Origin of the sequence: Mycobacterium hubeiense (assembly GCF_002838065.1) — a bacterium.
GTDB classification, from domain to species: Bacteria; Actinomycetota; Actinomycetes; order Mycobacteriales; family Mycobacteriaceae; genus Mycobacterium; species Mycobacterium hubeiense.
Map to the genome: position 1 here is coordinate 1 of NZ_PIZU01000021.1, position 24,391 is coordinate 24,391.

Consider the following 24,391-nt stretch of genomic DNA (forward strand, 5'->3'; position numbering starts at 1 on the left):
CCAACTGCAACGCCTCACCGCCGACGCTCACGAGCGCGGCGACGCAGCCGCCGTCGAATTGAACACGGCGATGCTCGACAAGGTCTCCAAACTGATCAGCGAAATCGACCCGAACACCACGCAGGAACCTCAGTGAGCGCCGACGACCGCGAACGCCGCACCGCACGCCGGACCGCAGCAGCCGCCGCCCGCACCACCGACGCCACCGCCCGCGCCCGCCGCGCGATCACCCGACTGCGAAACACCGGTCAGCCCGTCACCTTCGTCGACGTCGCCCGCGACGCCGGTGTATCGACCAGCTTCCTCTACCAGCACAGCCAACTACGCGACGACATCACCAACCTCCGCACCACCACGACCACCACGGCGACGGCCGCAACAGGGCGCGCGGCAAGCCTGGAATCGCTACGCACCAAACTCGCCACCGCGATCGCCCGCAACCGTGAACTCACCGAACAACTCGCGCAGCTTCGCACCGAGAACGAAGCACTTCGCAGCCGACTCCTCGAATCCCGCATCCCTGCGGCGACACCGCATCCGTCATAGCCGGACCGGACCCAACCAGAACCAACGGGGCCACAGCGCAGCCCACCACCGTCGACGACTTCCTACAGATAACCCGGNCGATTCCCCTAGGCTCCACGTAATCTCAAGCGGCACTACGGTTTTGGTGCCACTTCGACGCTGGGCGGCCGCGGCGACGGCTCCGGCTGCATCGACCGCCGGATGATCGAGAACGCCACCGCTCCCCCGGTCAGCACCGCCGCACCCACCCCGATCAACAGCAGCGGCCGACGGCGACGCGTGGGCCGGCGCGCCTCCTGGAACGCCTCGGGCAGGCTGGCCACCACTTCCTGGGCGGCGGACAGCTCTTGGGCGATCGTTTCCTGCGCCTCCTTGAGCTGATCGGCGAGCCGGCCCTTGCGGTAGCGCTCACGAATCGCACCGCCGGCCGACTGTGCGCCGTGCAGGCCCAGCGCCAGGGTGCCGCGCGTGATATCGACCGGCCCGACGGCGGTGTACGTCAGACCGCGCCTCAGCCGCTCGCGTGGGGTCAGCCGAGTCTTCGCTGTAGCGCTCACGTTTCGCCCTTCTGCCGACGGTTAGGCACTCCCCTAGCCTGCCACTGTTGGCGACGTGGCACACTGGCATCCCGTGACGAGCCCCATTCAGACAGCGACCGCGACGCTGCACACCAACCGCGGCGACATCAAGATCGCTCTCTTCGGAAACCACGCTCCCAAGACCGTCGCCAATTTCGTCGGCCTTGCGCAGGGCACCAAGGAGTACAGCACCGAGAATGCGTCGGGCGGGACGTCGGGTCCGTTCTACGACGGGGCAATCTTTCACCGCGTGATCGACGGCTTCATGATCCAGGGCGGCGACCCGACCGGCGCCGGCCGCGGCGGCCCCGGCTACCAGTTCGCCGACGAGTTCCACCCCGAGTTGCAGTTCGACAAGCCCTACCTGCTGGCGATGGCCAACGCGGGCCCGGGCACGAACGGCTCGCAGTTCTTCATCACGGTCGGCAAGACGCCGCATCTCAATCGCCGGCACACCATTTTCGGTGAGGTCGTCGACCCCGAATCGCGCAAGGTCGTCGATGCGATCGCCAGCACCGGGACAGACCGCAACGATCGGCCTACCGAGCCGGTGGTGATCGACTCGATCACCGTGTCATAAACGCGAGCGCAGGCTAGCCGCTGCCGGCGTAACCGGCCGCGGTGAGCGCGTCGAGAACATTCAGCGGGTCGGTGCCCAAGTCCCATCGGGTGAAGACCAGCAGGCGATCGTCGACGATGTCGATTTCCAGCAAGCGCACCTTGCGGGCGATGCGACGAAATTCCGTGATGCGAATGATCTTGATATCACTACGCTCAAGTACCTCTGTCCGCCACCATCCGCGGATTAGCAGTCCGTCGTCAGTGATTGCCAGTTTTGGTCGCGCGCGCCACGAGAGCGTTGCAAACACAAGCAGTCCCACTGCGGCAATCCCGGTTAGAAGCCGTCCAGGCGGATCTGTGATTAGTGTCACAGAGGCGACAGCCATTATAAGTCCGCATATACCGGAACCCACGATACCCAGCGTCGACGGACTCCACTCAGTTTGCTGCACGGGTTCTTAACACCCTCTTACCGTTGCTAACGAGGTTATCCACAGGTGCTATCCCCAATGGGGATGAATCACACCCGTGTGATTGGACATGCATGACGTTGCTGAAACAGTAACGCGTGGAACACGAGATGAATTCAAACGAGCGCTTGCTTCGGTTAGCGCCAGCGCATGGTGAGCAACAAACCGGTGATCATGAAAGCAAACGCGATCGCGTAGTTCCACGGCCCCAGTTCGGTCATCCATTGCAGAGCGGTCGGCGTGCTCGATCCTCCCGCGGCCAGCTGGAATACCAGCAGCCACAGCAGCCCGATGAGCATCAGGCTCACGAACAGCACCACGAACCACACGCTGGACGGTCCAGCTTTGACCTTGACCGGCGTCCGACTCACCGGGCTGACGGTGAAGTCGTTCTTCTTGCGGACCTTGGACTTGGGCATGGGTACCTTCGCGGTGCGACGATGAAGCAGGATTGCACTACGAGCCTAACGTAGGCCCGGCGGCGGGAGTTCAACCGATGGAGCAGAACAGGCGGTCGCCCTGGCGGTTCGGCGTGCCGCTGGTCTGTCTGCTGGCCGGGTTGCTGCTGGCAGCCACCCACGGCGTGTCCGGCGGCGACGAGATCCGCCGCAGTGACGCTCCCCGGCTGGTCGACCTGGTGCGTGAGGCCCAGCAGTCCGTCGACCGACTGACCGCCGAGCGCGACGCCCTGGTGACGGCGATCGACACCCAACACGGCGGGTCTCCCAGCGCCGACGCGGCGTTGGCCGCCATCACCAGGCGGTCGGCCAGCCTCACCGCGGCCGCGGGCCTGGACCCGATGCGCGGTCCCGGTCTCGTCGTCACTCTCAATGACGCCCAGCGCGACGCGCAGGGCAGGTTCCCCCGCGATGCGTCACCTGACGATCTGGTGGTGCATCAGCAAGACATCCAGGCCGTGCTCAACGCCTTGTGGAGCGCCGGCGCCGAGGGCATCCAGATGCAGGACCAGCGGATCATCGGCACGTCCGCGCCGCGCTGTGTGGGCAACACATTGCTGCTCAACGGGCGCACGTACAGTCCGCCCTACGTGATCACCGCGCTCGGCGACGCCGCGCGCATGCAGGCCGCGCTGGCCGCCGCACCGCTGGTCACGCTGTACAAGCAGTACGTGGTGCGGTTCGGCTTGGGCTACACCGAAGAGCCGCGACCGCTCGTCGAACTCGTGGGCCACACCGAACCCGTGCGCATGCGCTTTGCCGAGCCGGCGGGCCCGATCGGCTACTGAGCTAACCAGCGATTTCGGCGCGCGCAGTCGTGGTGAGCGCGACCAGGCGCGCCGAAATCGCACTAGGTAGCCTGGCCTGATGCAGGTTCTGGTCGTCGACAACTACGACAGCTTCGTCTTCAACCTGGTCCAGTACTTGGGCCAGCTCGGTGTCGACGTGCAGGTGTGGCGTAACGACGACGCGCGGCTGGCCACCAACGACGACATCGCCACCGCGATGCGCGAGTTCGACGGCGTGCTGCTCAGCCCCGGCCCGGGCACGCCCGAACGGGCCGGCGCATCCATCCCCGTGGTCAATGCCTGCGCCGCGGCACGCACCCCGCTGCTGGGCGTGTGCTTGGGGCACCAAGCCATCGGCGTGGCATTCGGCGCCACCGTGGACCGCGCACCCGAACTGCTGCACGGCAAGACCAGCATCGTGCATCACACCAATACCGGTGTGCTGCAAGGACTTCCGGACCCATTCACCGCAACGCGCTATCACTCGCTGACCATCCTGCCCGATACCGTTCCGCCCGATCTCGAGGTCATCGCTCGCACACCGGGCGGCGTCATCATGGCGGTGCGCCACACCGGCCTGCCGATCCACGGCGTGCAGTTCCACCCCGAGTCGATCCTCACCGAGGGCGGCCACCGGATGCTGGCCAACTGGTTGGGCTACTGCGGACAAGCACCCGCCGAGGCGCTGGTCCGTCAGCTCGAAGACGAAGTGGCCCAAGCGGTTCGGGCCGCTACGACGCGAAGCTCAGCGTAATACTGCTGCCGAAGTTGACCCCGGTGCCCGGCGCCGGATTCTGGGTGACGACGGCATTGGTCCGCTGCCCGCTGTTGGGCACGTCGGCGCCCTTCACCAGCACACCGGTCCAGCCCAGCGCACGCAGAAGCGGTTCGACATCGGTCCAGAACATGCCGCGCACATCGGGCATGACGAACTGATTGCCTCGCGACACTTGGATCTGGATCACGGTGTCCTGCGGAACCGTCTCTCCCGCACCGGGAATGGTGCCGACAACCTGGCCCGCAGGCTCAGTGCTGTCGACCTCGACCGGAACCGAGCGGGCGAAGCCGAACGCGGTCAGGTTCTGCTGCGCCAGCTCCAGCGTCTGACCCTTGACAAGCGGCACCTGACCCGTCGAGGGACCCGAACCCACCACGATGGTGATCTCGTTGGTGATCGCCGACGTCTGATTGGCCGGCGGGTTGGTGGCGATCACCTTGTCCTTCATCTCCGGCGTCGACGGTGACGTCGACTGCTTGAACCGGCCGAACCCGGCGTCGGTCAGTTTGCGCACCGCCTCGGCATACGACAGCGACGACACGTCGGGCACCTCGCGCTGCTCGGGCCCGGTGGAGACGTTGACGGTGATCTCGTCGCCGGCGTCGACCGAGGTGTTGGCCTCCGGTTCGGTGCTGATCACGTGATCGGGCGGCACCGTGGAGTCCGGATGGTTCTCCGTGCGGGTCTTGAACCCGCGGTTCTGCAGCGCCGCAATCGCGTCCGCGGAGGCTTGGCCGCGCACATCGGGCACCTGCACGTCGCGGGGGTTACCACCGATCATGTTGATGGCGATGGTGACCACCACGGTGAGCACCGCCAGCGCCGCCACCGCGATCACCCACCGGCCGACCGACCCGCCGCGGTCACGGTCTGGGTAGGCCGGCTGTGGGCGCACCATGTGCTGGATCGGCTCGGTGCGGTCGTTCGTCGGATTGGAGGCCAACAGCGACGACCGCTCGGCGTCCGTCAGCACCTTCGGCGCCTCCGGCGGCTGCCCGCTGTGCACCCGCACCAGGTCTTCGCGCATCTCCGCGGCGGACTGGTAGCGATTGTCCGGATTCTTCGCCAGCGCCTTGAGCACCACGGCGTCGAGTTCGGGGGAGATGTCGGCGTTCCGCTGAGACGGCGGAATCGGATCCTCGCGGACATGCTGATAGGCCACCGCGACCGGCGAATCGCCGACGAAAGGTGGTTCGCCAGTGAGGATTTCGTACAGCACACACCCCAGCGAGTACACGTCGGAGCGGGCGTCGACGGTGTTGCCGCTGGCCTGCTCGGGCGACAGATACTGCGCGGTGCCGATCACCGCGGCGGTCTGGGTGACGCTGTTGCCGCTGTCGGCGATCGCCCGGGCGATGCCGAAGTCCATCACCTTCACCGCGCCGGTCTTGCTGATCATGATGTTGGCCGGTTTGACGTCGCGGTGGATGATGCCATGCTGGTGGCTGAAATTCAGGGCCTGGCAGGCGTCGGCGATTACCTCGATGGCCCGCTTGGAGGGCATCGGGCCTTCGGTGTGCACGATGTCGCGCAGTGTGACGCCCTCGACGTACTCCATCACGATGTAGGGCAGCGGGCCCGTCGGCGTCTCGGCCTCGCCGGTGTCGTATACCGCGACGATGGCCGGATGGTTCAGCGCCGCCGCGTTCTGTGCCTCCCGGCGAAACCGCAGGTAAAAGCTGGGGTCGCGGGCGAGGTCGGCGCGCAGCACTTTGATCGCGACGTCGCGGTGCAGTCGCAGGTCGCGTGCCAGATGAACTTCGGACATGCCGCCGAAGCCGAGGATCTCGCCGAGTTCATATCGGTCGGACAGTTGCTGTGGGGTTGTCATGTCGCGGTCTGTTCTGGGGTGTGAAGCCGGATTACCCCGATCTGGCCGTCACTGACACTCGGCAGTGCGGCCGGGGACTCGTACGGCGTCGTCTGCGTGACGGTGTCGGTCACCGTGGGCGGCGGCGTCTCACGGTCCTTGCGGTCTTGGGCGTTCAGCACGATCAGGATGGCGATGACGATCGCCAGCGCGCCGAGCACCCCGGCGGCCCACAGCAGGGCGCGCTGACCCGACGAGAACGTGCGGCGCGGCGGCGGCGGACGGTGACTGCCGGTGGCGGGGCGCACGCGGGCGGCGGTGGCCGGCGCCCGCCCGGTCAGATCCGCGGCGGCGCGGGCCTGCGCGGCCGAGGGGACCGCCGCCGGCGTCGCACGCCCGATCGACGGCGCCTGATTGGGTCGCGGTGGCCGCCGACCCGCGCGCACCGCGGCGACGGCGTCGGCGAACGGCCCGCCGGAGCGGTACCGCATCCCGGGGTTCTTCACCAAGGTGATCTCGATGAGTTCACGGACATTGGGCGGCAGATCCGCGGGCAGCGGTGGCGGCGTCTCCTTGATGTGCTTCATCGCCACCGTCAGCGCGCCGTCGCCGGTGAACGGCCGCTTGCCCGAAACAGATTCGTAGCCAACGACTCCCAGCGAGTACACGTCGCTGGCGGCGGTGGCGTCGTGGCCCAGCGCCTGCTCGGGCGCGATGTACTGGGCGGTGCCCATTACCATGCCGGTCTGCGTGACGGGCGCGGCGTCGACGGCCTTGGCGATGCCGAAGTCCGTCAGCTTCACCTGCCCGGTCGGGGTGATCAGGATGTTGCCGGGCTTGACGTCGCGGTGCACCAGACCCGCGGTGTGCGCGACCTGCAAGGCGCGGCCCGTCTGCTCGAGCATGTCCAGCGCGTGCCGCAGCGACAGCCGCCCGGTGCGCTTGAGCACCGAGTTCAGCGGTTCGCCGTTGACCAGCTCCATCACCAGGTACGCGGTGCGGCCTTCGCCGTCCATCTCGGTTTCGCCGTAGTCGTACACGCTGGCGATGCCGGGATGGTTGAGCATGGCGACGGTACGCGCCTCGGCGCGGAACCGCTCGACGAACTCAGGGTCCGTCGAATACTCGGCCTTGAGCACCTTGATCGCGACGCGACGACCCAGCCGGGAGTCGACGCCTTCCCACACCTGGCCCATGCCGCCGGTCGCGATGAGCCGCTGCAGCCGATACCGGCCTGACAGCGTGACTCCGACCCGCGGACTCATTACGATCCCTCCCGCAGCGCCGCCGCGATGGTGGCGCGTCCGATCGGGGCGGCCAGTGCGCCGCCGGTTGCCGACAAGCGGTCGCCGCCGTTCTCCACCAGCACCGCGACCGCAACTTTCGGCGCCTGGGCCGGCGCAAAAGCGATGTACCAGGCATGTGGCGGGGTGTTGCGCGGATCCGTTCCGTGCTCCGCCGTGCCGGTTTTCGAAGCGATCTGCACGCCGGCGATGGCTCCCTTCTGCTGCGTCACCTGCTCGGCGGCGACCATCAAGTCCGTAAGTGTAGCCGCGACCTGGGGTGACACCGCCCGGCGCTCTTCCTGCGGAGCGGTCGAGCTGATGTTGGTCAGGTCCGGCCCTTTCAGGCTATCGACCAGGAAGGGCCGCATCGTGACCCCTTCGTTCGCGATGGTGGCGGCCACCATGGCGTTTTGCAGCGGGGTGAGCGCGACGTCCTTCTGCCCGATGCTCGACATGCCCAACGCGGCGGCGTCGGGGATCGTGCCGACGGTGGACTCGGCGACCTGCAGCGGGATCGGCGCCGGCGGCGCGTCGATGCCGAACGCGTGCGCGGCGTCCTTGAGCGCCTGCTCGCCGACGTCCATGCCGAGCTGGACGAACGCGGTGTTGCACGATCTCGCGAACGCCTCACGTAGCGCCGCCGTGGACCCGCCACCACATGGCGCGCCGCCGAAGTTCTCCAGCGTTACGGTGCTGTCCGGCAACGGAATTCGCGCCGCGGCGGGCAGCTGTGTGTCGACGGTGGCACCGGCCTGCAATGCGGCCGCGGTGGTGATGACCTTGAACGTGGAACCCGGCGGGTACACCTCGGAGATCGCCCGGTTCAGCAGTGGGGACGCTGGGTCGTCGCGCAACTGCTGCCAGGCCTGCGACTGCTTGTCGACGTCGTGGGTGGCCAGCAGGTTGGGGTCGTACGACGGCGCCGAGACCATCGCGAGGATCTTGCCCGTCGACGGCTCCAGCGCCACCACCGCGCCCTTGCACGGACCGTTGCACCCGTTGGCCATGGCGTCCCAGGCAGCCTCTTGCACTTCGGGTTTGATGGTGGTGTCGACGTTGCCGCCGCGGGGGTCACGCCCGGTGAAGAAGTCGGCGAGACGCCGCCCGAAGAGGCGTTCGTCGGAGCCGTTGAGGATGGTGTCCTCCGCGCGTTCCAGTCCGCTGCTGGAATAGCGCAGCGAATAGAACCCGGTGACGGGGGCGTAGGTGAGCGGGTCGGGGTAGACCCGCAGATAGCGGAACCGCCCCTCGGTGGACACCGAGTACGCCAGCAGCTGGCCGCTCGCCGAGATCTGGCCGCGCTGGCGCGAGTACTCGTCGAGCAGCACCCGCTGGTTGCGCGGATCCGAGCGGTACCCGTCGGCGGTGAACACCTGGGTGAGCGTGGCATTGGCCAACAGCAGCACGATCAGCGCCATGATCGTGACTGCTATGCGGCGCAGCGAGGTGTTCATACCTTTTCGATCACCTCGGTGTTGGCCGCCGCGATCGGGGTGGACTGCTGCGGGGTGGTGACGATCGGTCGGCGCGCGGCGTGGCTGATCCGGACCAGGATCGCCAGCAGCACATAGTTGGCCAGCAGCGACGAGCCACCGTAGGACATCCACGGGGTGGTCAGCCCGGTCAACGGGATCAGCTTGGTGACGCCGCCGACGACGATGAACAGCTGGATCGCCAGCGTCGAGGCCAGCCCGGCGGCCAAAAGCTTGCCGAAGCTGTCGCGCACCGCGATCGCAGTCCGCAGACCGCGGATGATCACGATGGTGTAGAGCATCAGCACGGCCGCCAACCCGACCAGGCCGAGCTCTTCACCGACCGCGGCGATGATGAAATCGGTGGAGGCGGCGGGCACCGTGCCGGGTTGTCCGTTGCCCAGCCCGGTGCCGAAGATGCCGCCGGTGGCGAAGCTGAACAATGACTGCACCATCTGGTAGCCGGCGCCGTCGGGATCGGCGAACGGGTCGATCCAGGTCTGCACGCGGACCTTGACGTGGTCGAAAACGTAATATGCCGCAACGCTTCCCGCGGCGAACAGCGCCAGTCCGATGACCACCCAGCTGAGCCGGTCGGTGGCGACGTACACCAGCACCAGAAACGACGCATACAGCAGCAGCGACGTGCCCAGGTCCTTTTCGAAGATCATCACGCCGACGGACGCGATCCACGCCGCCAGCAGGGGCGCCAGGTCCCGCGGCCGCGGCAAATCCATTCCCAGGAAATGCTTTCCGGCGCTGGTGAACAGGCTCCGCTTGGCGACCAACACCGCCGCGAAGAAGATCAGCAGCAAGATCTTGGAGAACTCCGCGGGCTGAATTGAGAAGCCCGGCAACTCGATCCAGATCTTGGCGCCGTTCTGCTCGGACATCGAGCGGGGCAGCACGGCCGGTATCGCCAGCAGGATCAGCCCGGTGAGGCCGCAGACGTATCCGTAGCGGGCCAGCACCCGGTGGTCGCGAAGGAAGATCACCACCAGTGCGAACGCCGCCACACCGACGAGCGTCCACAGCATCTGCTGGCTGGCGGTGCCGCCGAGGCCGTCGGACGTCAGGTCACCCTCGGCCAGGTCGAGCCGGTGAATCATCACCAGCCCCAACCCATTCAGCAGGGCGACCACTGGAAGCAGCAGCGGGTCGGCGTACGGCGCGAATCGCCGTACCGCCACATGTGCGCAGCCGAACAGCGCCATGTAGCCGGCGATGTAGGTGGCCAGGTCCCAGCGCACACCCTGCTCCTGGTTGGCTTCGACAAGCAGGAGTGCCACCGTGGTGATCACGGTGGCGAAGCCGAGCAGAAACAGCTCCGCGTTGCGCCGGTTGGGCAGCGGCGGCATCACGGTCACCGGTGACTGGGGCTGCGTCGTCACGACACCGCCCTGCAATTGGTGCCCGGTTCGGGTGGGGGAGGGGGGAGGGCCGTCACCGTTGGGGGCGGGGCCGGAGCGGGCGATGTCGGCGCAGGCGGGATGATCGTGCGTGGCGTCTCCGGCGCGGGGGAGTCCTCCGGCAGGCCGGGAGTGGCTGGCGCGCCGGGGGTTTGAGTCGGCAGATGGGGGACGGGCGTGGGAGCCTTGGTTTTCGGTGCGGGCGGCGGGCAGATGGGCAGCACCGAACTGCGGGCCAGCTCCTCGATCTGGGCGATGGCCTCGTCGAGGCTGCCCGACGGCAGGCCGGCCACCACCTGGGCGCGCTCGGACGGACGCATGTCGTTGACGCCCAGCATCCGGCAGTCCAGGTTGTCGCGGGATTGCCCGGCGCTGATCAGCGACAACTCATTTCGCGCGTTGAGGCACCCCAGCAGATAGGGCTGCTGAAGTGCGTAGCCGAGAAACGAGCCCTGCACGCCGCGCATGATCGACACCGTGCCGTCATGCTGGCTGACGTAATAGTTGCTGCGCACGATCTCGCGGCCGATGGCCAGCCCGGCGAGCACCACGAGCAGTACCAGCACCGCGGCAATGAGCATCCGGCGCCGCGAGCGCGGACGTTTCACGGGCTCTTCGGGCTGGGGCACAACCCTTTTGGGCTCGTTGCGGCGCGGGTTGAACGCCGACGCCCGTCCTGCCGCGGTGTTCGGCGGCACCGTGTCCTCGTCGCCGGACACCGCGCCGGCCAGGATGGGCTGGGTCTGGCCGTAGTCGTAGTCGATGACGTCCGCGACGACGACGGTGACATTGTCGGGTCCGCCGCCGCGCAGCGCCAATTCGATGAGGCGGTCTGCACTTTCGGCGACATCGGGGATCTGCAGGGCCTCGAGGATGGTCTCGTGGCTGACCGGATCGGACAGCCCGTCGGAGCACAGCAGATAGCGATCGCCGGCGCGGGCCTCGCGCATGATCAGCGTGGGCTCCACCTCATGTCCGGTCAACGCCCGCATGATCAACGAGCGCTGCGGATGGCTGTGCGCCTCCTCCGGGGTGATGCGGCCCTCGTCTACCAGGGTCTGGACGAACGTGTCGTCCTTGGTGATCTGGGTGAGCTCACCGTCGCGCAGCAGGTAACCGCGCGAGTCGCCGATGTGCACCAGGCCAAGCCGGTTGCCCGCGAACAGGATTGCGGTCAGCGTCGTGCCCATACCCTCGAGCTCGGGGTCGGCCTCGACGTGCGCGGCGATCGCCGAATTGCCTTCGCGCACCGCGGCGTCGAGCTTGGAGAGCAGATCGCCGCCGGGTTCATCGTCATCCAGGTGGGCCAGCGCGGCGATCACCAGCTGGCTGGCGACCTCGCCGGCGGCGTGCCCGCCCATGCCGTCGGCCAGGGCCAGCAGGCGCGCACCGGCGTACACCGAGTCTTCGTTGTTGGCGCGGACCAGCCCACGGTCGCTGCGAGCGGCGTACTTGAGGACGAGTGTCACGGGCGCAGCTCGATTACCGTCTTGCCGATTCGAACCGGCGTGCCAATCGGAACCCGTACCGCCGTCGTCACCTTCGCCCTGTCAAGGTATGTGCCGTTCGTTGATCCTAGGTCTTCCACATACCATTCCGAACCTCGCGGGGACAGCCTGGCATGACGGGTGGACGCGTAGTCGTCGGTGAGCACGAGCGTGGAGTCGTCGGCGCGCCCGATCAACACCGGCTGTGAGCCCAGGGTGATGCGGGTGCCGGCCAGCGCGCCTTCGGTGACGACGAGCTGGCGTGCGACGCTGCGACGCGCCCGGTTCGGCAGCAGTGACCCGCGCAGTGCGAGCCCCCGGCGCACCATCACCGCGCCGGTGGGGGCGTAGATGTCGGTGCGCAGAATCCGCAGCACCGACCAGATGAACAGCCAGAGCAGCAACAGAAAACCGACACGCGTCAGCTGCAGAACTAATCCCTGCATCCGACGTCCTCTCCGTCCCCGTTACGTCGCGCCCCAAACACGACACCGATCCTCGGCTCGGCCACCCGTGGCAACGTCACGATACTTGGACGGCCAGCGAAGTGAAGGTGAAGCGGACAGCTTCTCACCCCGCCGCGACCGGTTCGAGAACTCAGTGAACGCGGACGATGATCTCAGAGTGGCCCAGCCGGATCACGTCCCCGTCGGCCAGCTGCCACTCCTGCACCGGCGCATTGTTCACCGTCGTGCCGTTGGTGGAGTTGAGGTCACTCAGCAACGCGACCTGGCCGTCCCAGCGGATCTCCAAATGCCGCCGGGACACCCCGGTGTCGGGCAACCGGAACTGTGCGTCCTGGCCACGGCCGATGATGTTGGCGCCCTCACGCAGCTGATAGGTGCGCCCGCTGCCGTCGTCGAGCTGCAGGGTGACGGTGGTGCCGGTGGACGGGTAGTCGCCGCCGTAGCCGCCGGGCTGACCGTAGCCGCCCGCGGGAGGCTGGCCGTAGTCGTAGTCACGGCCGGCGGGCTCGGCGTAACCGGGCTCGCCGTACCCGGCTGCGGCGGGGGGCTCAGCGTAGCCGCGGCCGTAGTCCGGCTGGCCGTAGTCGCGACCTGCGGGCTGCCCGTAGCCGCCGCCGGCCGGTTGACCGTAGCCGGGCTGATCAGGGTAGCCACCCTGGTCGGGGTACGCCGGGCGCGGCTCGGGACGGCCGTAGCCGGCCGGGGGCTGGCGGTAGTCCTGCTCATATCCGCCGCCCTGCGGGGGATAGCCGCCGGGCGCCTGGCGATAGCCCTGATCCGGGTAGCCGCCCTGCGGGCCGTAGCCACCCGGCTGACGCTCGTAGGACTGCGGCGGGTAGCCCTGATCGGGGTAGCCGCCCTCCGGATAGCCGGCGTCGTCGGGGTAGCCGCCGCGAGGAGGGTAGCCACCCTGATCGGGGTAGCCGCCCTGGTCCGGTGGCGGCGGATACGCGCCGCGTGGATCTTGGCCGCGGGGATCATCCTGCGGCGGGTAGCGGTCGTCGTAGTACTCGTCGGCCGGCCGCCCCTGTCCCTGGCCGCCGCCGCGGTAGCTCGGATTGTCAGTCATCGGTGGTACTCCTACCTCTGAGATGAACGCACGGTCTGGTTGTGCTGGGGCGGGTTCGCCAGTGGTCGAGTCGGGGTTGACCGCTCCACGTGCACGGAACTGTCCGGTGTGCAGGTTCGGCGACTGCGCGAACCTGACAACCACATCACCATACGTTTGCCACCCCTGGTCATGGATATAACCCTGAAGATGCTTGGCAAAAACGGTAGACGTGACGTCAGGATCGGCGCTCACTTTCTGGTAGTCAGGCACACTGAGGGTAATGACGTAATCGTTCGGGGCCAAAATGCGACCGCCGCCCACTTCCCGCGCCCCGGCCTCGGCTTCACGGCGCAGCAGCGCCTCAACTTCTTGCGGCACAATCGATCCGCCGAAGACGCGAGCGAAGGCATCGCCGACGGTCGATTCGAGTTTGCGCTCGATACGGTCCACTAGACCCATATCACCGCCCGCCCTCTGTCGTCGTTGTCCGTCGGTCCTGCTCACGCGTTGATCCGCCCGCGTGTCGCCTGGCCACATTGCTTACATGCATGGTATCGGCCCTGCACAGCGCAGCGGGACCAACAGAACTCTGAGAATCCCATCGCGGCAGGTCAGCAGCGGTGATCTTGATGATTTGGACGCTTGCTGGCGAACTGTGCGCGGCGATCGGTACGGTTGGGAGACGGGGTGGCCGGTCTGATAGGCTCCCCCGGGTTGTTGGGGCGAGTGGCGGAATGGCAGACGCGCTGGCTTCAGGTGCCAGTGTCCTTCGGGACGTGGGGGTTCAAGTCCCCCTTCGCCCACACACGACTGAGCCGAGTAGCCACTCGGCGCCACGGCGCGCGCCGATGCCCGCTTAGATAACCCGTATGCATCCGGTCGGGGCGGTCATTGCGGGGTACCGCGTCGAGCGCGTGCTCGGCTCGGGCGGTATGGGCACCGTCTACCTCACCCAGAATCCGGAACTGCCCCGTCGTGATGCGCTCAAGGTGCTCTCCGCCGGGTTGTCGCGCAACCCGGAGTTCCGCGCCCGGTTCATCCGCGAGGCCGATGTCGCCTCCCGGCTCAACCACCCGAACATCGTCTCGGTGTACAGCCGCGGCGAGACCGACGGCCAGCTGTGGATCGCGATGCAGTTCGTGGACGGCACCGACGCCGACGCCGCGCTGCGGGCGGGCACCATGACGCCGGCGCGCGCGGTGCACATCGTCGCCGAGGTCGCCAAGGGACTCGACTACGCCCACCGCCACAACGTCGTGCACCGCGACATCAAGCCCGGCAACTTCTTGCTGTCCGGCCCGGTCGGTGACACAGAGCGGGTGTTGCTGGCCGACTTCGGGATCGCGCGTGCGCTCGACGACGTCGGGCTGACGGCCACCGGCGCGCTGATCGCGACGATGGCCTACGCCGCGCCCGAGGTGCTCGCCGGCACCGGCATCGATGGCCGTTCCGACGTGTATTCGTTGGGCTGCAGCCTGTTTCGTCTCCTGACCGGCAAGACACCGTTCGCCGGCGCGAACGGCCCGGCCGCGGTGATGATGGCCCACCTGCATCAACCGCCGCCTCGGGTGACCGAACGCGTGCCTGGTCTGCCACCGGAACTGGACGGCGTGATCGCGACCGCGATGGCCAAGGATCCCGCCCAGCGGTTCCAGACCGCCGGCGATCTCGCCGGGGCAGCCCGGGCGGCGCTGGACGATCGCGCCACCGAGACGACGGTGCCGTGGACCGTGCTGCCGAGCCGCGAGGTGATGTCGTATCCGAATCCGCCTGCAGGGCAGCAGTGGTGGCAGTCGCCGTCGGGACCGAGCACGATGATGAGTCCGGCCGCGCAGCCGACACAGTTTCGCGCGGCCGCCCCACCGAGCGTTCAGCCGCGCCCGGCCACTTCACGCCGTCGACGTCCGCGCGCTTGGATCCTCGTTGCGGTCGCGGCGGCCGTGCTTTTAGCCGGGGGCACCGTCGCGGCGCTGAGCATGAACCGCGGATCTTCTGACGACACTGCACAACCCGAGACCACCACGTCGGTTTCGTCGACCCCGCCACCCGTCCCGGTGTCGGCGCTGCCTGAACTGCTGCCGCCGCTCGCCGAACTCGCGCCGATCGTCGGCGGCACAAATCTTGTGGTCGACGCGAGCAGCCCGCTCGCCACCTTCACCAGTGGCAATCCGACGCCGCAGGAATGTGTCGGCGTGTGGATGCCCGCCCAGAACGCTGTCTATGAGGGCAGCGGCTATCGCGCAATGCAGGTGCAGTCAATCACTGACCACGACGACGCCCGCAAGCTCACCCAACTGACACTTTCCGTGGCAGCATTCCTCACCGCCGAGCAAGCCAAGCAGTTCATGGACGGGCAATCGCAGGATTGGGCGCAGTGCGCCAACCGCGCAATCACTTTCAGCTATTCGGCAGCGCCTCCAGTCCGGATGGATTTCGGCCCACTTGTTACTAGCGACGACGGAATACTTTTGGTTAGCCAGCGCATGGACGTGTCACCGCCGGACCAGCACTGCAACCACGCGTTGGCCGTTCGCAACAATGTGGTGATCGACGTGCAGGCCTGCACCATCCTGCCTGGCGACCACGCGGTCACCATAGTGCGGGACATCGTCGCCCGGATCGACCAACAGGAGAAGTGATGCTGTCCGCCGGATCGGTGATCGCGGGATATCGCGTCGAGGGGGTACTGGGCGCGGGTGGTATGGGCAGCGTGTACCTGGTGGCCAACCCGGTGCTACCGCGTCGCGAAGCGCTCAAGGTGTTGTCCGCGGAGTTGTCCCGCGACAACGACTTTCGCGCCCGGTTCATGCGCGAGGCAGACGTCGCGGCAAGCCTTGTGCACCCGAACATCGTCGAGATTTACAGCCGCGGAGAGACCGACGATGGACAGCTGTGGATCACCATGCAGTACGTCGAGGGCACAGATGCCGACGACGCACTGCGCGCGGGAGCCATCTCACCGGCCCGGGCGGTGTTCATCGTCGCCGAGGTCGCTAAGGCGCTCGACTACGCGCATCAACAGAACGTCATCCACCGCGATGTGAAACCCGCCAACTTTCTGCTCTCCAGCGAAGGCGGTGTGGAGCGAGTCCTGTTGGGCGACTTCGGAATTGCGCGCGCTCTTGATGACGTCGGCTTGACGGTAACCGGTTCGGTGCTGGCGACAGTGCCCTATGCGGCACCCGAAGTGCTCAGCGGCATGCCGATCGACGGGCGCGCTGACCTGTATTCGTTGGGCTGTAGCCTGTTTCGATTGCTGACCGGCCGAACGCCGTTCGGCGACGACGTTCCGGTGCCGGCGATGATGATGGCCCATCTTCAGCAGCCGCCGCCGCGCGTCACCCAGTACGTGCCCCAATTGTCGCAGGCGTGGGACCAGGTGATCGCCACCGCGATGGCCAAGGATCCCGTGCACCGGTTCCAGTCGGCCGGCGACCTCGCTGCCGCGGCGGCGGCAGCGTTAGAGGGACGGGCCATCCCGGTGGTGATGCCGCCGCCGTCGACAAACGCGGCCCCGACAGTGATGCCGACGCCGCCTACGCAGCTCGGGTGGTCGCCGTCCGCCACGCAACCCAAGCCCGTCAGACGGCGCCGGGGGAGATGGATCGCCGCCGGGGCGGCGGCAGCGCTCGTAGCCGTCGGCACGACTGCAACGTTGGCGATGCAGCCGGATTCGTCGCCTACGGCGACATCGACCACGACGACGTCGGCGCCGCCGGTGCCGGTGTCCGATCTCGAAAGCCTAATGCTCACAACGGAACAGGTCAGTGTGATCATGGGAGTGGGCATGAATCCCGAGCAGGTGTCGACAAACATGGGCGGTGACGCCCAGTACATGCCGGACAAAGAGTGCGCCGGACCGTGGGCGCCGGGGCAGAGACTCGTCTACGCCGGCAGTGGTTGGGTCAGCGTCGCGCAGCAGCCCCTCAGCGCGCCCGGCACCGGGCAACCGCCCTTGCCGTATCAGGCATTTCAAGCCATCGTGGGTTTCCCGTCCGCCGATCTCGCGGATAGATTCCGGGCGTCGCAGATGGGCACTTGGGAGCGATGCGCCAACCGTACGGTCCAATACGAGTCGCCGGGATCCCCGGGATTAGTGAGCATCATTTTCGGCGCATTCAGTACCACCGACGACGGAACCCTCACTATGACACAGATCTTGGAAGGCGCCCAAGGCTGGCTCTGCGGCCGCGCACTAGGCGTGCGTAACAACGTCGCGATCGACACGCTCGCATGCAGCCCGGACGACGCTGTGGGACAAGCGGTCCGGCTGGTGAACGAGATCGCCGCCAAGATCTCGGGCTAGCTCGTCACCCTGTCCAGGATCAGGTTGACGATCGCCGAGGCGTGATCGGCGACTGAGTGGCTGTTGTCACTGCAGGCGACCACATCGGCCACCACGTTGGACGACGCGGCCAGGCCGCGGGCACAGCCGAACCCGCCCGCCCCCTCTTGCGTTCGGGAGAGGACGTTCACGCCGTTGGAAACCTTTGGCGGAGTGGCGTTCCAGTTGACTTGCTGATTGGAAACCTTGAGCGTCAGGGGTTTGCCCGCACACTCCCGCCAGGCGTCCTTCTGCTTGGCAACGAACGCGTGCGCCTCTTCAGCGCTGCCGAACGTAACCACACCGGCGTCCATGCGGCCGGCGGTCAGCGCGGCCGGATCCAGCAGGCGGTGACCGTAGACGCCCTCGTAGCCCGAACCGCGGTAAACCGATTCGACCGTGCCGAACACCGCGCCCATGCAGTGCGGGTCTGAGATCGCATCCTCGGGCACCGACTCGAGCTTGCGGTATTTGAGGGCGACCAACAGGCCAGGGACCTTCATCACCTTGCCCATCTCGGCGGCCGAGGGCAGCAGCTCGGGCAGCTGCGAGTTCTTGACCAGGGGCTTGCCATCGGACGGCTTGGTGCCGGCGTAGCGCGCCGTGCCCTCCACGGTGGTGGTACAGGAGGCCACGGTGCAGGCCAGGACTAGCAGGACAAGGGCGGCGGCGCGCGATCTCACGAGGAGCACGGTCCGATTGTCCCGTAACCCGGCCGTCGGCCGCAGCGGCATCCCGGTGACGGCCCTCACCGGACCGACCTGACACTATCCAAGCGTGGGCAAAAACGAACGCGCGAAGATCGTCATGACCGATGACGAGATCGCGGAATTCATCGAGCACAGCCGCACCGCCACCATGGCCACAGTGCTACCGAACGGGCGTCCGCATCTGGTCGCGATGTGGTACGCGGTTCTCGACGGCGAGATCTGGTTCGAGACCAAGGCCAAATCCCAGAAGGCGGTCAACCTGAAACGCGATCCGACCGTAACGGTCATGGTCGAGGACGGGCTGACCTACGACACTCTGCGCGGGGTGTCGATCGACGGCCGCGGCGAGATCGTCGACGACCCCGATACTCTTCTGCGCGTGGGGATCAGCGTGTGGGAGCGCTACACCGGGCCGTACACCGACGAGATGCGCCCGTTCGTCGATCAGATGATGAACAACCGGATCGCGATCCGGGTGGTGCCGGAGCGGATGCGCAGCTGGGATCACCGAAAGCTCGGGATGGCTGCGATGCCAGTCGGCGGCAGCACGGCCAAGTACCTGGGTTCGGTGTGATGGGCGCGCCGAACCGGCCCAGCCAGCTGGACTCGCCGCTGCTTCCGAAGATCTTCAAGTACGTGGGCAAGGCGCATGTGTGGGTTTACCGCCGCACCGGCGGGAGGATCGGCGGCAAGTGGCGCATCGGCGCGGGGTTCCGCAAGCCGGTGCCGACGCTGCTGCTCGAGCACCGCGGCCGCAAATCCGGCAAGGTCTTCGTCACCCCGCTGCTCTATATGTTTGACGGCTCCAACGTGGTGATCGTGGCGTCGCAGGGTGGACGGCCCGAGCATCCGCAGTGGTATCGCAACCTGATGGCCAATCCCGATACGTACATCGAGATCGGTTCGGATCGCCGGGCGGTGCACGCCGTCACCGCCGACCCGCAGGAGCGGGCCCGCCTCTGGCCGCGGCTGGTCGAGGTCTACGCCGACTTCGACAACTACCAGAGTTGGACCGAGCGTGAGATACCAGTGGTCATCCTGCAGCCGCGCTAGACGGTATGAGGGGCTGGGGCCTCACTCACATGTGAACGTGGGTTGCCGACAGGAAACGGGTCCTGGCCGGTAGAGCCACAAGATGTGGGAGCCCCAGTGAAGGTCCAGCGTACGAGTGTTGGGTTGGATGTGCACGCACGATCGGTCGCGCGAGATCTGGTCCGGGCCCGCGAGGACTGCCGCGGGGATTTGATGACCGCACGACACCGGGTCTCGAAACTGCTGCTGCGCCAGGGAATCGTCTATTCCGGCGGACGAGCTTGGACCGGCAAGGCTGCGCGCCCAGAAGTTCGACAACTCGGCACTGCAGCTGAGCACGAGGCGGCCTTCGACGCGCTGCTGGCGTGTGTGGATCGGCGGAATCGTCTCGATGACGCGATTACCTCGATGGCCGCCGACAGTGAGTTCACCCCGATGGTGCACCGGTTGGGCTGCATCCGCGGCATCGCGACGTTGACCGCGTTCGGGTTGGGATCTGGCTTCCCCAGCGGTGCGTGCCCGAGGACAAGCCGCGAACCTCGGCGCACAGTGGACCGTGTCAGGCCGGGTCGACGATGTCATCGAAGTCGTGGTGCTTTTTGAGGTAGCCCGCGACCATCGGGCAGACCGCGACGATGCGCAATCCCGCATCGCGCGTGGCCTCCAACGCCTCCCGCACGAGAATCGTTGCCAGGCCGCGTCCTTCGTATGCGTCGGCGACCTCGGTGTGGGTGAACACACGCTGGCCATCGCGGTCGGTGAACTGGGCGAACCCCACCTGCTGTCCCTCGACCGAGATGGTGAAGCGGTGTGGTTCGGCAGTGACCGTGATTGGTGCGCCGGTCTTGTCGGTTGTCATCAGCTCTCCTTCGGGTTCGCGCGGGGGCGCAGGGTGGCATTGGGCAGCGGCGGCGCGGGCAGCCGGTCAATCGCGCCGCGGTACCCATCCACGGCGCCGAAGCGGGCGTCGCGGTCCTGCCACATCTGACGGTAGGCGACGATCTCGTCGTGACTGCGCCCGACGAAGTTCCACCACATCACCAGCTGGTCGGGGAACGGCGGACCGCCCAGCAGCAGCGCACGGGCAGGCCGGTCGCCGCGATTGGCGATCGTCAACTCGCGCTGACCGGCGCCGTGGAAGGCGAGGTCGGCGACGTCCAGCGGTGCACCCCCGACGTCGATGCGGCCCTGGTCGAGCAGTACGCCGTGCTCGAAGCTGGGATCTACGTCTAGCGTGATGGTGGCCCGCGGCTTGAGGTCAAGCTGTGCGCCGAGCAACGGGGTGAAGGTGTGGACGGGGGAGCGGTCGCCGGCCAGCTCGCCGAGGAACACCCGCAGCACCGCTCCGTCCACACTGCGAGGCGGCGGGACATAGTGGGCGAAGTCCCGGCCGGTGTCACGGTCTGCGGCGGGCAGCGCCACCCACAACTGCACGCCGTGCAGCACCGTGGTCGCCGCGGTGGACACTTCGGAGTGGCAGATGCCCGCCCCGGCCGTCATCAGGTTCAGCTCGCCGGGCCGGACCATCGCATGCACGCCGGCGCTGTCGCGGTGCTCCACCGCGCCACTGAAAAGCCAACTGACCGTTTGCAATCCGGTGTGCGGATGGGGAGGCACGTCCATGCCGGTACCGCCGCGCACGTCGTGCGGACCGTAGTGGTCGGCGAAGCACCACGCGCCGATCAGCGACCGCTCCCGCTGCGGCAGGGTGCGCCGCACCAAGATCGCGCGCGGACCGCCGAGCGGCACCTCCCGAGGCTGCAGCACGCCGACGAATGATGAAGCCGTACAAGCAACTTCCGCCGGAGCGGTGTCGGTGTTGCTCATTGACTCACAGTAGCCTCCGCGGGCTGCGTCATCGCCGCGCGAATCAGCTTGAAGTCGTGCTCACTGATCCTGAACACCCCGAACTGGAACTTGTATCCCCACCGCTTCTTGTCCTCGATGAACTCGAGTTCATCGATCAGCGGGCGGACCGATGTCTCGGAGCACTCCAAGAAGTCGACATTTCGCCGCCACGGCTGGAAGTCGGGCCCTCCGTCGGCCTGATACGCCTCGTCGTCGGCCACCTGGCCGATGGCGGTGAACGCCTGCAATGGTTCGCCGTCGGGGTAGACGGTTCGCGGTGAATAGAAGATGACCCAGTCGCCGCGCTTCATCTTGCGCAGCATGGTCGGCTTGCCGTGGTTGGCCTTGGTGAAGCGACCGCGAACCCCACGCTCGACGTGGTCGCGGCTGACGGTGTTGATCCAGTAGTTCATAACGCCGACGCTAGGTCGGTGCTCCGACAGAATCGCCCAGCCGAAGGCTTGTCACGCGCAGCCTGTGGATAACTCCTAGCATCAATACCCGTGGCGCTGACCGCCGATCAGCACGCAACGTCCGGTTCTCGAAGCCGCCGATCTTTTACCGCGGGTACGACGAAGACGAGGTCGACAGGGTCCTCGACGAAGCGGCGCGACGATCGCCGAACTCGACCGCAGATAAAGAGGTATTCCGCCCCCTCGCCGCCGTCCCCTCGCATCGACGGCGAGAGGGCGGACGATCAGGCGGACTCCGGAAACACTCGGCGGACTGTGCGGACCGGATAACCGTTGCGCTCGGCGAGCGAGCGCAGCTGCCGCAACGCGAACGTACGGCCGCGGCCGGCTTCCGGAATGACGATGCCGGCCCACAGGCCCTCGGCCCGCGGCAGCTCGCAGGCCTCGCGCGCACACATCCAGCGGCGCGGGCAGCCGCGGCAGATGGCCTTGGCCGCGTCGTCGGCGGTGGTGGTCCACCGCTCCGGATCCTGCGTGCAGGCACCCACCGGGGTCTCGTCGAACATCACTACGCTCATGGCCCTCGCTCCTCGTACAAGCGTTGCGGCCGTCCTGCCGCATTGCCGCAGAATCTATAGCAGAAACCGTAGCAATGCAACAGTTAGCGCTACATCGAGAGGTCAGGAGCCGTACAGAATAGCTCCGACCTGCACTGATAGTCCCCGCCGCGCCCGTTGCGGCGATTCGGTTCAAGGCCGCCAAAGGTGTAGCTTCGATACGGAACTGTTGCAACGACATGGCTAGAATTGCGGCGGAGATGACCAACGTGGGGTCGACGACCGAACCGGCGGCGTTGATCATCCGTAACGGGGCGACGTCGCAGGTGATCGAGCCAAGCCGGGGTGTGGTGACGATCGGTCGCGACCCGCAGTCCGTGGTCCAGATCGACGATCTGCGGATTTCCCGTACTCATCTGCGCGCCGAGTATGTCGACGGTTGGTGGCGAGTCACCGACAGCAGCAGGAATGGGATGTATGTCGATGGAGTGCGGATGGGTTCGGTGACAGTCAACGACCGGGTGACGGTCCAGTTGGGTGACCCCATCGCCGGGCCGTCGGTCGCCTTTGAGGTCGCGGCCGCCAAGGGCGAAACCGAGGACCACGCGACCACCGTGTTGGATCCGGGCATGGTTCGCGCGGGCGCGGCGGCCGCTGCCCGGCGGCGGGAACTCGATATCAGTCAGCGTCGCCTGGCCGCTGAGGGAATCATCAACGCAGGGGCCCTCATCGCGTTCGAGAAGGGGCGGAGCTGGCCGCGCGAACGCACCCGCGCCAAGTTGGAGCAAGTGCTCCAGTGGCCGCCGGGAACGATCGCGCGGCTACGTCAAGGAGAGCCGGTGGCCCGCGAGGAGGCCACCGAGGTTCTCGCATCCGACGACGAGGTGCCGCTGGTTGCACAGGCGGTGATCACCGCCGTGCACACCCTCGGCGCAGCGATTGACAACCTGCCGGCCGTCGAGGATCCGGACTTCACGTCGCGGGTGACGGCCATTCTTGCCGACCTGCGGCAATTGGAGACGGTTGCCGCGCAGGCCACCCGGATCAGCAAGGTGACACCCGCCTCGATCAAGGCGCTCAGCGCAGTGCGACGGAGGATCGACGAGCTGACCATGCTCGCCGCCACCGCGCCAAGTGCCACGCTGGGTCAGCGGCTGTACGCCACCCGCAGGCGGGCCAATCTCACGATCAGTGAAACCGCCCAAGCCGCAGGAGTTTCCGACGACGTGGTGGTTCGAATCGAATCAGAACGCGAAGTGCCCGCGGAGGCGGCTCACGCGGTCGAGTCGCTGATCAAGCAGCTCGACTAGACCGCGAGAGCCGGCCCTCCGTTCGTCAGGCCGCGGGCCCGTGGCTCACCGGCGCCGGCACGGGCGTGGTGGGCGTTACGGGCGTCGCTTCGGTGCCCTCGGGAGCCTGCCCAGCCGGAGCCTGCTCGGTGCCGGCCGGCGCAGGTGCCTGCGCGGGTGCGGGCGTCGACAAGCTGCCCTCCGGCGTGGTGCCGAGGCCGCCCTCCGGTGCGGGGGCGACAGCGGCGGGAACCGCAGCGGGCTGGGCGCCTTCCGGCTGTGGCGTCTGCGGGGTGCCTTCCGCAGGTGCCTGCTGGGTACCCGCGGGAGCAGGCGTGGTCGCGGTGCCCTCGGGGGCAGGTGCGGCTGGGGTGCCCTCCGGGGCGGTGCCCAGGCCACCCGCGGGCGTCTGGTTCGCGATCGGCGTCGTCGCCGCACCCTCAGCGCCCTCCGGCGCCTCTTCGGTCTCGGCGGCGGCCGGAGCCGGCGTGGCCTCGGCGCCCTCCGGAGCCGGTGTGGTGCGGCTACGCGCCGGCGCGGGTGAGGACTGGCTGCCCGACTGACCCTGCGACTGTGCCGGCTTCACCCAGACGGCCAGGTCCTTGCCGGCGGCGTTGTACACCACGCGGTCGGGGGCCGGACCGGTGACGTCGAAGTAGACCTTGCCCTTGGTCTCCTGGCCCTGCGCCAGCGTGGCGGGGTTGACGCCTTGCGGAGTCGCGACCTGGAACAGAGCGCGGTAGTTGGTGCCGTCGCTCGCGCGCGCGTTGAGGTTCGAGACGATCGGCGTCACCCCACCGTCAATGGCCTTGTTCGTCGCGGTGGCTTCCCACAGTTTTCCGCGGACCTCGTACGGGATGGTGTCGGAGCTGGGTTTGAGGTCAGTGATGATCCAGCCCCCGTTACCCAGCTTCGCCTGCTCGCCGATCTCGTAGGTGGCCACGGGCGCAGCCTCGGCGTCGGCGAACGCAGCCGGCGCGCCGACGAAGACGGCGCCTGCCGTGGCCAGAGTTGCTGCTGCCAAGGCGGTGGTGCTCTTGTTGATCTTCAAATCATTCACTCCTGAGTCGTCCATTGG

25 protein-coding genes, 1 tRNA gene and 4 pseudogenes are annotated in these 24,391 nt (G+C 67.4%); 14 read left to right on the forward strand and 16 right to left on the reverse strand.

Annotated elements, in window-relative coordinates; genetic code table 11:
- Positions 1-132 precede the first annotated feature (132 nt).
- Positions 133-546, forward strand: a complete 414-nt coding sequence (locus tag CWS39_RS16605) for a DUF6262 family protein (protein ID WP_102144033.1) — start codon at positions 133-135, stop codon at positions 544-546.
- A 113-nt stretch (positions 547-659) separates the two neighbouring features.
- Here CWS39_RS16605 and cwsA read toward each other — a convergent pair whose 3' ends face one another.
- Positions 660-1,082, reverse strand: a complete 423-nt coding sequence (gene cwsA, locus CWS39_RS16610; RefSeq protein ID WP_102144034.1) for a cell wall synthesis protein CwsA — start codon at positions 1,080-1,082, stop codon at positions 660-662.
- Positions 1,083-1,155: 73 nt separating this feature from the next.
- On the opposite strand from cwsA, the gene CWS39_RS16615 reads away from it, so the two are divergent.
- A complete protein-coding gene (locus tag CWS39_RS16615; RefSeq protein WP_102144120.1) occupies positions 1,156-1,683 on the forward strand; it encodes a peptidylprolyl isomerase in 528 nt (175 codons plus the stop codon).
- Between the two features lie 13 nt (positions 1,684-1,696).
- On the opposite strand, the gene CWS39_RS16620 is transcribed toward CWS39_RS16615, so the two are convergent.
- Both CWS39_RS16620 and crgA read right to left on the reverse strand, forming a co-directional pair.
- A complete protein-coding gene (locus CWS39_RS16620; protein ID WP_102144035.1) occupies positions 1,697-2,116 on the reverse strand; it encodes a PH domain-containing protein in 420 nt (139 codons plus the stop codon).
- Positions 2,117-2,271: 155 nt separating this feature from the next.
- Positions 2,272-2,553 (reverse strand): cell division protein CrgA, encoded by a 282-nt coding sequence (gene crgA, locus CWS39_RS16625; RefSeq protein WP_102144036.1) that lies wholly within the window; start codon positions 2,551-2,553, stop codon positions 2,272-2,274.
- A 77-nt stretch (positions 2,554-2,630) separates the two neighbouring features.
- Here crgA and CWS39_RS16630 point away from each other — a divergent pair, with 77 nt between their 5' ends.
- Positions 2,631-3,380: a DUF881 domain-containing protein gene (locus CWS39_RS16630; RefSeq protein WP_102144037.1), complete on the forward strand. Its 750-nt coding sequence runs from the start codon at positions 2,631-2,633 to the stop codon at positions 3,378-3,380.
- A 79-nt stretch (positions 3,381-3,459) separates the two neighbouring features.
- Positions 3,460-4,134, forward strand: a complete 675-nt coding sequence (locus CWS39_RS16635; protein ID WP_102144038.1) for an aminodeoxychorismate/anthranilate synthase component II — start codon at positions 3,460-3,462, stop codon at positions 4,132-4,134.
- Here CWS39_RS16635 and pknB read toward each other — a convergent pair.
- The 7 genes from pknB to CWS39_RS16670 all read right to left on the reverse strand — a co-directional run bounded on the left by pknB (position 4,112) and on the right by CWS39_RS16670 (position 13,599).
- Entirely contained in the window at positions 4,112-5,989 is a 1,878-nt protein-coding gene (gene pknB, locus CWS39_RS16640) for a Stk1 family PASTA domain-containing Ser/Thr kinase (RefSeq protein ID WP_102144039.1), read from the reverse strand. The genes CWS39_RS16635 and pknB overlap by 23 nt on opposite strands.
- Positions 5,986-7,233: a protein kinase domain-containing protein gene (locus tag CWS39_RS16645; RefSeq protein ID WP_102144040.1), complete on the reverse strand. Its 1,248-nt coding sequence runs from the start codon at positions 7,231-7,233 to the stop codon at positions 5,986-5,988. Before CWS39_RS16645 ends, pknB begins: the two co-directional genes overlap by 4 nt.
- Positions 7,233-8,708 (reverse strand): D,D-transpeptidase PbpA, encoded by a 1,476-nt coding sequence (pbpA, locus tag CWS39_RS16650; protein ID WP_102144041.1) that lies wholly within the window; start codon positions 8,706-8,708, stop codon positions 7,233-7,235. The genes CWS39_RS16645 and pbpA overlap by 1 nt, the downstream gene beginning before the upstream one ends.
- Positions 8,705-10,117, reverse strand: a complete 1,413-nt coding sequence (locus tag CWS39_RS16655) for an FtsW/RodA/SpoVE family cell cycle protein (RefSeq protein WP_102144042.1) — start codon at positions 10,115-10,117, stop codon at positions 8,705-8,707. The genes pbpA and CWS39_RS16655 overlap by 4 nt, the downstream gene beginning before the upstream one ends.
- A complete protein-coding gene (locus tag CWS39_RS16660) occupies positions 10,114-11,604 on the reverse strand; it encodes a PP2C family protein-serine/threonine phosphatase (RefSeq protein WP_102144043.1) in 1,491 nt (496 codons plus the stop codon). Before CWS39_RS16660 ends, CWS39_RS16655 begins: the two co-directional genes overlap by 4 nt.
- Entirely contained in the window at positions 11,601-12,068 is a 468-nt protein-coding gene (locus CWS39_RS16665) for an FHA domain-containing protein FhaB/FipA (protein ID WP_102144044.1), read from the reverse strand. Before CWS39_RS16665 ends, CWS39_RS16660 begins: the two co-directional genes overlap by 4 nt.
- A 151-nt stretch (positions 12,069-12,219) precedes the next feature.
- Positions 12,220-13,599, reverse strand: coding sequence for an FhaA domain-containing protein (locus tag CWS39_RS16670; RefSeq protein ID WP_102144045.1), 1,380 nt, complete (start codon positions 13,597-13,599; stop codon positions 12,220-12,222).
- Between the two features lie 261 nt (positions 13,600-13,860).
- On the opposite strand from CWS39_RS16670, the gene CWS39_RS16675 reads away from it, so the two are divergent.
- The 3 genes from CWS39_RS16675 to CWS39_RS16685 all read left to right on the forward strand — a co-directional run bounded on the left by CWS39_RS16675 (position 13,861) and on the right by CWS39_RS16685 (position 17,446).
- A tRNA-Leu gene (locus tag CWS39_RS16675) sits at positions 13,861-13,943 on the forward strand.
- 66 nt (positions 13,944-14,009) lie between these two features.
- A complete protein-coding gene (locus tag CWS39_RS16680) occupies positions 14,010-15,779 on the forward strand; it encodes a serine/threonine-protein kinase PknH/PknJ (RefSeq protein ID WP_102144046.1) in 1,770 nt (589 codons plus the stop codon).
- Positions 15,779-17,446, forward strand: coding sequence for a serine/threonine-protein kinase PknH/PknJ (locus CWS39_RS16685; RefSeq protein ID WP_102144047.1), 1,668 nt, complete (start codon positions 15,779-15,781; stop codon positions 17,444-17,446). The genes CWS39_RS16680 and CWS39_RS16685 overlap by 1 nt, the downstream gene beginning before the upstream one ends.
- Here CWS39_RS16685 and CWS39_RS16690 read toward each other — a convergent pair.
- Positions 17,443-18,216, reverse strand: a complete 774-nt coding sequence (locus CWS39_RS16690; protein ID WP_142386861.1) for a sensor domain-containing protein — start codon at positions 18,214-18,216, stop codon at positions 17,443-17,445. The genes CWS39_RS16685 and CWS39_RS16690 overlap by 4 nt on opposite strands.
- Before the next feature lie 25 nt (positions 18,217-18,241).
- Here CWS39_RS16690 and CWS39_RS16695 point away from each other — a divergent pair, with 25 nt between their 5' ends.
- The 4 genes and pseudogenes from CWS39_RS16695 to CWS39_RS30315 all read left to right on the forward strand — a co-directional run.
- Entirely contained in the window at positions 18,242-18,748 is a 507-nt protein-coding gene (locus CWS39_RS16695; RefSeq protein ID WP_102144049.1) for a pyridoxamine 5'-phosphate oxidase family protein, read from the forward strand.
- On the forward strand, positions 18,748-19,227 hold the full coding sequence (locus CWS39_RS16700; RefSeq protein WP_102144050.1) for a nitroreductase family deazaflavin-dependent oxidoreductase: 480 nt from the start codon (positions 18,748-18,750) through the stop codon (positions 19,225-19,227). Before CWS39_RS16695 ends, CWS39_RS16700 begins: the two co-directional genes overlap by 1 nt.
- Before the next feature lie 144 nt (positions 19,228-19,371).
- Positions 19,372-19,497: pseudogene (locus CWS39_RS30310) on the forward strand (IS110 family RNA-guided transposase); the annotation flags it as partial.
- Between the two features lie 84 nt (positions 19,498-19,581).
- Positions 19,582-19,698 (forward strand): annotated as a pseudogene (locus CWS39_RS30315) (IS110 family RNA-guided transposase); the annotation flags it as partial.
- A 67-nt stretch (positions 19,699-19,765) separates the two neighbouring features.
- Here CWS39_RS30315 and CWS39_RS16710 read toward each other — a convergent pair.
- The 3 genes from CWS39_RS16710 to CWS39_RS16720 are packed head-to-tail and all read right to left on the reverse strand — an operon-like array spanning position 19,766 to position 21,467.
- Entirely contained in the window at positions 19,766-20,065 is a 300-nt protein-coding gene (locus tag CWS39_RS16710; protein WP_102144051.1) for a GNAT family N-acetyltransferase, read from the reverse strand.
- Positions 20,065-21,033, reverse strand: a complete 969-nt coding sequence (locus CWS39_RS16715; RefSeq protein WP_102144052.1) for a pirin family protein — start codon at positions 21,031-21,033, stop codon at positions 20,065-20,067. The genes CWS39_RS16710 and CWS39_RS16715 overlap by 1 nt, the downstream gene beginning before the upstream one ends.
- Positions 21,030-21,467 (reverse strand): EVE domain-containing protein, encoded by a 438-nt coding sequence (locus CWS39_RS16720; RefSeq protein WP_102144053.1) that lies wholly within the window; start codon positions 21,465-21,467, stop codon positions 21,030-21,032. The genes CWS39_RS16715 and CWS39_RS16720 overlap by 4 nt, the downstream gene beginning before the upstream one ends.
- A gap of 80 nt (positions 21,468-21,547) precedes the next feature.
- Here CWS39_RS16720 and CWS39_RS30320 point away from each other — a divergent pair.
- Positions 21,548-21,655, forward strand: a pseudogene (locus tag CWS39_RS30320) (DivIVA domain-containing protein); the annotation flags it as partial.
- A 96-nt stretch (positions 21,656-21,751) separates the two neighbouring features.
- Here the strand turns inward: CWS39_RS30320 and CWS39_RS16730 are convergent.
- A complete protein-coding gene (locus CWS39_RS16730) occupies positions 21,752-22,045 on the reverse strand; it encodes a WhiB family transcriptional regulator (RefSeq protein WP_102144054.1) in 294 nt (97 codons plus the stop codon).
- Between the two features lie 239 nt (positions 22,046-22,284).
- On the opposite strand from CWS39_RS16730, the pseudogene CWS39_RS29610 reads away from it, so the two are divergent.
- Together CWS39_RS29610 and CWS39_RS29615 are read left to right on the forward strand one after the other, a co-directional pair.
- A pseudogene (locus CWS39_RS29610) lies at positions 22,285-22,551 on the forward strand (FHA domain-containing protein); the annotation flags it as partial.
- A 102-nt stretch (positions 22,552-22,653) separates the two neighbouring features.
- Positions 22,654-23,334: a helix-turn-helix domain-containing protein gene (locus CWS39_RS29615; RefSeq protein WP_233213545.1), complete on the forward strand. Its 681-nt coding sequence runs from the start codon at positions 22,654-22,656 to the stop codon at positions 23,332-23,334.
- Positions 23,335-23,359: 25 nt separating this feature from the next.
- Here the strand turns inward: CWS39_RS29615 and CWS39_RS16740 are convergent, their stop codons facing one another.
- On the reverse strand, positions 23,360-24,388 hold the full coding sequence (locus tag CWS39_RS16740; protein WP_102144056.1) for a DUF1942 domain-containing protein: 1,029 nt from the start codon (positions 24,386-24,388) through the stop codon (positions 23,360-23,362).
- Positions 24,389-24,391 lie beyond the last annotated feature (3 nt).